Origin of the sequence: Methyloceanibacter sp., assembly GCF_049590335.1 — a bacterium.
Taxonomy (GTDB): Bacteria; Pseudomonadota; Alphaproteobacteria; order Rhizobiales; family Methyloligellaceae; genus Methyloceanibacter.
In genome coordinates this window covers 1-6,971 of sequence record NZ_JBAWCQ010000122.1, presented here as the reverse complement: position 1 = coordinate 6,971, position 6,971 = coordinate 1, and the positions used below count along the sequence as shown (strand labels likewise).

Below are 6,971 nucleotides of genomic sequence, written 5' to 3'. Positions count from 1 at the left end.
AACAATCTCTATGCACTACCAGCCGTGGATGGCCTCGCGACGCAATTGACGCCGTGCATAGCCGCGCGCGCGCGGATAAACATAGCGCGGATAGCGGTAGTGCGTCACCGCGCGAGCAGCTTGGTGGAGGTGCCTTGCGCGCAGGGCTTCGGGACCCAGTCTCTTGCGAGCCTTTGGGCGGCAGTGATCTCATCCGGGGTCATTCTTTTTGAGACGAACAGCCGATTTTGCCGCGCGCGCTCCAAGTTCATTTCCTCGAAGTCGAAATAGTAGGTCACGGCAAGGCTGAACTAAATATACGCTTCCATCTAATCCTGCTTTACGCCCCAACCGTTCTTGTACATGACGCCGAGATTGTTCTGGGCGAATGGCTGTCCCTTATCGGCCGAGAGCCGATACCACTTCACCGCCTCGGCATGGTCTTGGATGACGCCTCGGCCCTCTTGGTACATGCGACCGAGCATGAACTGCGCCTCTGGGTCGCCTTGCTCGGCATATGGCCTGGTCTGCTTGGCCGCCAGCGCGTAGTCGCCTCTCTCGTAAGCGGCCCAGCCTTTTTCCAAATCGCTCCGGGCGCGGACGTCTGTGGCGCTTCCGAGGATTGCGACAGCAGCCAGCAAGGCTAGCAATATTGTGGTCCCAATTCGCACCGTTGGCCTCTCAGGGGGCTTCAGCGGACCAGATCCGGGAGTGCTATGTGAGTGAGAGCAGTCATGGGCGCAACTTCAGAAACAGGCGAATAATTCGCGGGCTACTTTTAGACACGGCGGTCGGATGAATGGATCACGTTGGATTTCGGCGATAGGATTCGGCGCAGGTTACGGTTCGCAACGACAGATGTGTTCGAGGTTCGATGGTGAACGGCAGAAGCCCCAAACAGCTTGTCCTCATCCTAGGCGATCAACTGTCGCCGAGTATTGCAGCCTTGCGCGCGGCCAATCCCAATCGGGATGTTGTGCTGCTGGCGGAGGTGCAGCAGGAAGCGTCGTATGTTCGCCATCACAAGAAGAAGATCGCTTTTCTGTTCTCGGCCATGCGTCACTTCGCCAAGGAACTTTCCGCCGCGGGATGGTGCGTGGACTATGTCCGTCTGGATGACGAGGGGAACAGGGGCTCGATCCCAGGAGAGGTCGAGCGGGCGCTCATCCGCAACGGCTGCTCTCGCGTGCTTGTCACCAAGCCAGGCGAGTGGCGGCTGCTCGACGAGTTAGAAAGACTTCGTGCGCAGCGGAACTTCGAGATTAATATCATGGCAGACGACCGGTTCCTATGCTCGGAGGTCGCGTTCGCAGATTGGGCGGACGGACGTAAACAGCTCCGTATGGAGAATTTCTATCGTGAAATGCGCCGTAAGACTGGCCTCCTTATGGATGAGAGCGGAAAGCCGTGCGGCGGCCGCTGGAACTTTGACTCCGACAATCGAAAGCCGCCAAAGAAGGGGCTAAGAATCCCAGGTCCAAAACTGTTTCCAGTCGACGCGATAACAAGGGACGTGCTGGTGCTCGTCGAGGACCGGTTCGGCGACCATTTCGGCGTGCTGCAGCCATTCTGGTTCGCCGTCACGCGTCGACAGGCCGAGTCGGCTTTCGACCATTTCATCGAGACCTCGTTTGCCCATTTTGGCGATTACCAAGATGCGATGCTCTCAGGCCAGCCCTATATGTTCCACGCGGTCGTGTCGCTTTACCTCAATGCGGGATTGCTGGACCCGCTGAAGCTTTGCCGGCGCATCGACGCGGCATATCGGGCCGGCGCAGTCAGCCTGAATGCAGCCGAGGGATTCATTCGCCAGGTCATCGGCTGGCGAGAATATGTGCGAGGGATCTATTGGCTGCGGATGCCCAGCTACGTAAAAGAAAACTTCCTTGAACATCACAACCCACTCCCGGCGTTCTATTGGACGGCCGAAACGGACATGGCCTGCATAAGCACCTGCGTCGAGCAAACCCGTGACGAAGCGTACGCTCATCACATTCAGAGGCTGATGATCACAGGCAACTTCGCAATGCTCGCAGGCGTGGACCCGCGAGCCGTTCATGAGTGGTACTTGGCGGTTTACGCCGACGCATATGAATGGGTCGAGCTTCCCAATACGCTTGGCATGAGTCAGTTCGCAGATGGCGGGTTGCTGGGCTCCAAGCCGTATGCGGCGAGCGGTAACTACATCAATCGGATGTCGGACTACTGCTCAGACTGCCGCTATGAGGTCAAATCGAAGACGGGGCCGCGCGCTTGCCCGTTCAACTATCTCTACTGGGACTTTCTTGATCGGCACCGCGACAAGCTCGCATCCAATCCGCGGCTTGCTTTTCCATATCGCAACTTGGACGGGATGGACGAAGATTACATAGCCGCGCTGCGGCGTAATGCGGCGGCGTTTATGCACCGCTTACACGCCTAAGCGCGGGCACGATAGGCAGGTGCAATCGCCCTTCCGGTGCTGTCATAGACCGACACATTTCTTGGTTCTCAGGACGTGCCCTGAGCAGTTGATACTTCCATTGAGACGCCTCGCGGCGCTTCACATTGCGAAGGATCGCAATGTATTTGCCCCACACCCTTGCGGAACGGCCAGAGCTTAGAGTAGGGGACATACATGGCCAATCGACTAGGAGCTAGCTCGTGCGTACACGCTATCATTCGATTATCATTGGCGGTGGCTGCCTCGGCTGCGCCTCCGCTATCTCGGTCCAGCGTCGCTTGCAGCAAAGCGGAAAGGCCGATGGCGCGGTTTGCGTTCTTGAGAAGAGCTTTGTCGGTTCCGGACTGACCGCTCGGCACTCCGGTATCGTGCGCTCGGCTAACGCCGTCCCTATAGCTGCGGAACTTGCGAAGATTGCAGCTGAACAATGGTACGCGCTTGAGGATCTTTGGGGGGTCTCCGCATCGTTCGATGCGTGCGGGGCCATTTGGATTGCGCGCGACAGCGGTGCGGGCGGAAACACCAAATGGGATACTCTCGAGCGGCAGATGCGAGACATGAGCATCGACTTTCGTAAAGTGAGCGCCGACGAGGCTCGCGACATTCTGCCCGACTTCGTGAACTTGTACGACGATGAGCTATATTATCTGGAGCCCGGCGCGCTGCAATTTGACCCCTCGGCGTTTCGAAACGTTCTCTACAAGGCTCTCCAGCACAATTCGATTGACGTGCGCGAGAAGACAGCGGTCGTAGGATTCGAGCGTGGAGAAGGCGGATCGATTGTTGCTGTGCGAACCGCCGACGGAGAGAGATTGGAATGCGAGCACGTTGTGAATGCAGCGGGGCCATGGAGCCCCGCAATCTTTGCACCGCTCGGGCTATCGGTCCCTGTCAGTGTCGAGCCGGTTTGTGTCGTGAACTGGCTCACCAGTTACAGTGAGATCGAAGGTTTCTTCCCAATCATCGCCGACTACATCAACCTGGCTTACTTCCGGCTTTGGCGGGACAATGAGATTCACATGCACCAGCCGCGCAAGCGCGTTGTGCGCGAAACGGCGCGGGCCTTTGCTGAGAGTCCGCTGGGAGTTATCGGCGCCGACTTAGTCAGCGATCCGACCAACCAGGGTCTCGGCTATACGCAGATACGAGTTTACGAGGAGATATCGCGCTACCGGTTCAATAATATAGATCAGTCGGTCTACGGCTCGGGCTACAAGTCCTATTTCGATATCACGCCGGACCTGAAATTCATCCTCGGGCCAGACTATCGCGTGCCGAATCTTGTGCACTGTTTGGGGGCCGGTCAGGCCTTCAAATACACGCCCGTTTTCGGGGAGATTGTTGCGGACTTCGTCTGCGGCGGAGACACTTACGCGCCGCTCGCGGCGGAATTCTCGATCAAGCGCTTCGACCAGCAATACATGAATGATTTTTGGGGGCGGGTCTCGGGAATCGACAATTCGCTCGAAGTCGAAGCGAGCTCGCTTTAGGTCCGAATGCGACACCGCGATCGAGGCACTGGAAACGGCCCTTGATCCGGATGCCTTGGAGGCGGCGGGCCGGGCGTTCGATCGCTCGTTCCGCCATGTGCTCGTTCTCTTGCCGCTATGGCGGGAGATCAAGATCCAGCTTGCATGGTGGGACGGGTTCGGCCGTCCCGTGACGGAGAAGAACGGCTTTCCGCCCTCGCCGATGGACCGTTGGTGGACGAAATAGCTATTGGGAAGGGCGCGGATTCGGGCCGCGTTTGCCATTTTCAAGTTACTAAAAGTGGTATATCATATACGTCTTATTGGAGTTGCCATGCGGCTGAACCTTCAAACCGATTATGCACTTCGGCTCCTGTCGCACTTGGCGGCGAACCAGGGCCGGCTCGTGACGATCGCGGCTATTGCCGACCGGTTCCACATATCGAAGCACCATTTGACGAAGGTGGCGAACGTGCTCGCGAGACGCGGCATTATTGAAACGACGCGCGGCCGGTCCGGTGGCGTGCGGCTCGTCAGGACCCTGAAGGCTATTCGCATCGGGGATGTCGTTCGCTGCATGGAGAATGATTTTGGGCTCGTGGAATGCATGAGCGCCGAAGGGGGAGCGTGCGTTATTACCAGCGCCTGCCGGCTGAATGGCATTCTTGCTGAAGCCGTCGGTGCCTTTCTGGCGGTCCTCGACCGATATACGCTCCACGATCTGATCAAACGAAACAAATCCCTGGAAGCACTCTTGGCTCAAGAGGCTGCGTAATTCATATGAGCATACGACCCCTCCATGAACGCCGCACAGAACTCCAGCAGGCCGCGGTCGCCAAGGGTGTAGACCTCGCCTACGTCTCACTCTTGGTCGACGCATTCTACACTCGCATTCGCGCGCACCCCGAACTTGGTCCAATTTTCGAGCGGGTCATTGGAGACGGCTGGGACTTTCACTTGAAGCGCATGAAGGAATTTTGGACCTCGGTCGCACTTCAGGCCGGGTCCTATTCCGGTAAGCCGGTGCCTGCCCATCGAAGGCTCGAGGGGGTAACCCCCGAACACTTCAGAATCTGGCTAAGCCTATTTCGATCGACCTTGGACGACACGGCGCCGTCGCCAGAGGCCGCCGAACATTTCATGGTCCGCGCGGAGCGAATTGCAGAGAGCCTGCAACTCGCCATGTTCGGGTTGCCGGACTTGCCCAAGCAAGCAGCGGGCGCGGTGGCGTCTCCGATGTCCGCGCGCGCGCGACCAAAATCATGAGTTCCGGCTTTCCAGAGAACGTGACGAAATACGCCGCATCCGCGTTGTTCACCGAGAAGACGGTGCCGAGCAAATTCACCGGTTCGCACAGCACGAAGCCTGGTGTGTGGGGCAAGCTTCTCGTGAAGGAAGGGGCGCTCGACTATGTGGTTGTCGGTCCGCCTCTCACCCGCGAACGGATCGAGGCACACTCTTTCGCCGTCATCGAGCCCGAAGTAGAGCATCGTGTCGAGGTGGCGGACCCGGTGAGCTTTCAAGTGGAATTCTACAGGGCACAAGGGGAGGGAAAGGCAGCGTCGCAACGAAACCGCGCCGCGCGGCCGTTATGGTTGACCCTCGGAACCGCCTCGCTCGGCTTCGGTGCGGCGGGTACGGTTTTGCCGCTAGTCCCGACGACACCATTCGTGTTGCTGTCGGCATACGCTTTTGCACAATCCTCTCCGCGCCTTCATCGCTGGCTTGCCGAGCATCGAAAATTCGGGCCACTGATCAGCAACTGGCAGCGTCATCGCGCTATCAATCGGCGAACCAAGACCCTAGCCGTTGCGGTCATGGTTCTGACTCCCTCCATCACGTGGCTTGTCGGTGCACCGGTGTGGGTCCTGGCCGCACAGATTGTCGTGCTTTCCGGGGCCATGTGCTTTGTCGTAACGCGGCCGGAAGGCGACGGCGCCTAGCGTGCGAATGGGTAGCCTCACAGCCGTCCACGCACGTCATGTGATCACGGAACTCTAGCCCTGGCTCAATAGTCGCGGGGCCGCGCCTTCGATTAGCGCATCGACATCGAGATCGGGCGCCACAATCCCATAGTCGCCGTCGATGAGAAGTGAGGCGGCGCCATGCACAAAAGTCCATAGACGCACCGCGAGCTCGTCCGGGTTGCCGGGTACACCGTTGCGCTCGCAGTAAATCGCCACTTGCGCGATGACCTTTGAGAAGCAGCCCATACCTTCGCCGATCACCTCCTCGTCGGACTTGATGGCCGGGTGCTGGCCGAACATGAGCCGAAACAGCTTTTCGTTCGCGACGGCGAACGCATCAACACGGTCCAGGGTTTCGTGGAGCGCAACGTCTTGCCCGAGGTCGCCTTGGCCCAGGTCCAGGACTGCATCGCCGCAAGCGGGTTGAGCCTGCCGCCCGGCTACCGGCTGGAGGTCGGTGGCGACGCGGACGCCCGCGACGAGGTATTGCGCAACCTGCTGGGTGCCGTGGGCCTGATTGTGGCACTCACGATTGCCACGATCGTCCTGACATTCGGATCCTACCGTCTCTCGGCGATCACCTTTATCGTGGCGATCCTGTCCATGGGGCTCAGCCTCTTGGCGCTGGCGATCTTCCGCTACCCGTTCGGCATCCAGGCGGTGATCGGCGTCATCGGCTCAATCGGCGTTTCAATCAACGCGGCGATCATCATCATCACGGCGCTGCAGGCCGATGCGGGCGCGCTGCGCGCCGACGCGCGGCGGATCGCGGACATCGTCATGGCGCAGGGACGCCACATCGTCTCGACCACGCTGACCACGTTCGGCGGGTTCGTGCCGCTGATCATGGCCGGTGGCGGATTCTGGCCGCCGTTCGCCATGTCGATCGCGGGCGGTGTGCTGCTCTCGACCGTGGTGTCGTTCTACTTTGTGCCGCCCGCCTTCGCGCTGCTGGCCAGACGGGGTACGCTCCCGTCGAGAGATGTCGTGGCGCCGGCCGCAGGCCCGGCCTTGGCTACTTGCGGACTCAAAGAGGTTTAGGGTCTCGTCCGCATCCGAAAGGCCTTACGGGATGCTCAGGTCGTCCTGGTCGGGGGCCCATGTGAAAGCGAA

At 59.4% G+C, this 6,971-nt stretch carries 9 protein-coding genes; 7 read left to right on the top strand and 2 right to left on the bottom strand.

Annotation, left to right across the window (positions count from 1 at the left end; translation table 11 throughout):
* Positions 1-308: 308 nt before the first annotated feature.
* Positions 309-650 carry a tetratricopeptide repeat protein gene (locus WBQ77_RS09850; RefSeq protein WP_424060041.1) on the bottom strand — a complete coding sequence of 114 codons (342 nt, stop codon included), beginning with the start codon at positions 648-650 and terminating at the stop codon, positions 309-311.
* Positions 651-853: 203 nt separating this feature from the next.
* Here WBQ77_RS09850 and WBQ77_RS09845 point away from each other — a divergent pair, with 203 nt between their 5' ends.
* The 6 genes from WBQ77_RS09845 (at position 854) to WBQ77_RS09820 (ending at position 5,834) form a co-directional block, all read left to right on the top strand.
* A complete protein-coding gene (locus WBQ77_RS09845; RefSeq protein ID WP_424044832.1) occupies positions 854-2,401 on the top strand; it encodes a cryptochrome/photolyase family protein in 1,548 nt (515 codons plus the stop codon).
* 221 nt (positions 2,402-2,622) lie between these two features.
* Positions 2,623-3,912, top strand: coding sequence for an NAD(P)/FAD-dependent oxidoreductase (locus WBQ77_RS09840; RefSeq protein ID WP_424044834.1), 1,290 nt, complete (start codon positions 2,623-2,625; stop codon positions 3,910-3,912).
* A gap of 55 nt (positions 3,913-3,967) precedes the next feature.
* Positions 3,968-4,138 (top strand): hypothetical protein, encoded by a 171-nt coding sequence (locus WBQ77_RS09835; protein WP_424044836.1) that lies wholly within the window; start codon positions 3,968-3,970, stop codon positions 4,136-4,138.
* 87 nt (positions 4,139-4,225) lie between these two features.
* On the top strand, positions 4,226-4,666 hold the full coding sequence (locus tag WBQ77_RS09830; RefSeq protein ID WP_424044837.1) for an RrF2 family transcriptional regulator: 441 nt from the start codon (positions 4,226-4,228) through the stop codon (positions 4,664-4,666).
* A gap of 5 nt (positions 4,667-4,671) precedes the next feature.
* Positions 4,672-5,157 (top strand): group III truncated hemoglobin, encoded by a 486-nt coding sequence (locus tag WBQ77_RS09825; RefSeq protein ID WP_424060039.1) that lies wholly within the window; start codon positions 4,672-4,674, stop codon positions 5,155-5,157.
* Positions 5,154-5,834, top strand: a complete 681-nt coding sequence (locus WBQ77_RS09820; RefSeq protein WP_424044842.1) for a DUF454 family protein — start codon at positions 5,154-5,156, stop codon at positions 5,832-5,834. Before WBQ77_RS09825 ends, WBQ77_RS09820 begins: the two co-directional genes overlap by 4 nt.
* Positions 5,835-5,888: 54 nt before the next feature.
* Here WBQ77_RS09820 and WBQ77_RS09815 read toward each other — a convergent pair whose 3' ends face one another.
* On the bottom strand, positions 5,889-6,158 hold the full coding sequence (locus WBQ77_RS09815; RefSeq protein ID WP_424060037.1) for a TetR-like C-terminal domain-containing protein: 270 nt from the start codon (positions 6,156-6,158) through the stop codon (positions 5,889-5,891).
* On the opposite strand from WBQ77_RS09815, the gene WBQ77_RS09810 reads away from it, so the two are divergent.
* A complete protein-coding gene (locus WBQ77_RS09810; protein ID WP_424060035.1) occupies positions 6,144-6,899 on the top strand; it encodes an efflux RND transporter permease subunit in 756 nt (251 codons plus the stop codon). The two genes, WBQ77_RS09815 and WBQ77_RS09810, sit on opposite strands and share 15 nt — an antisense overlap.
* Positions 6,900-6,971 lie beyond the last annotated feature (72 nt).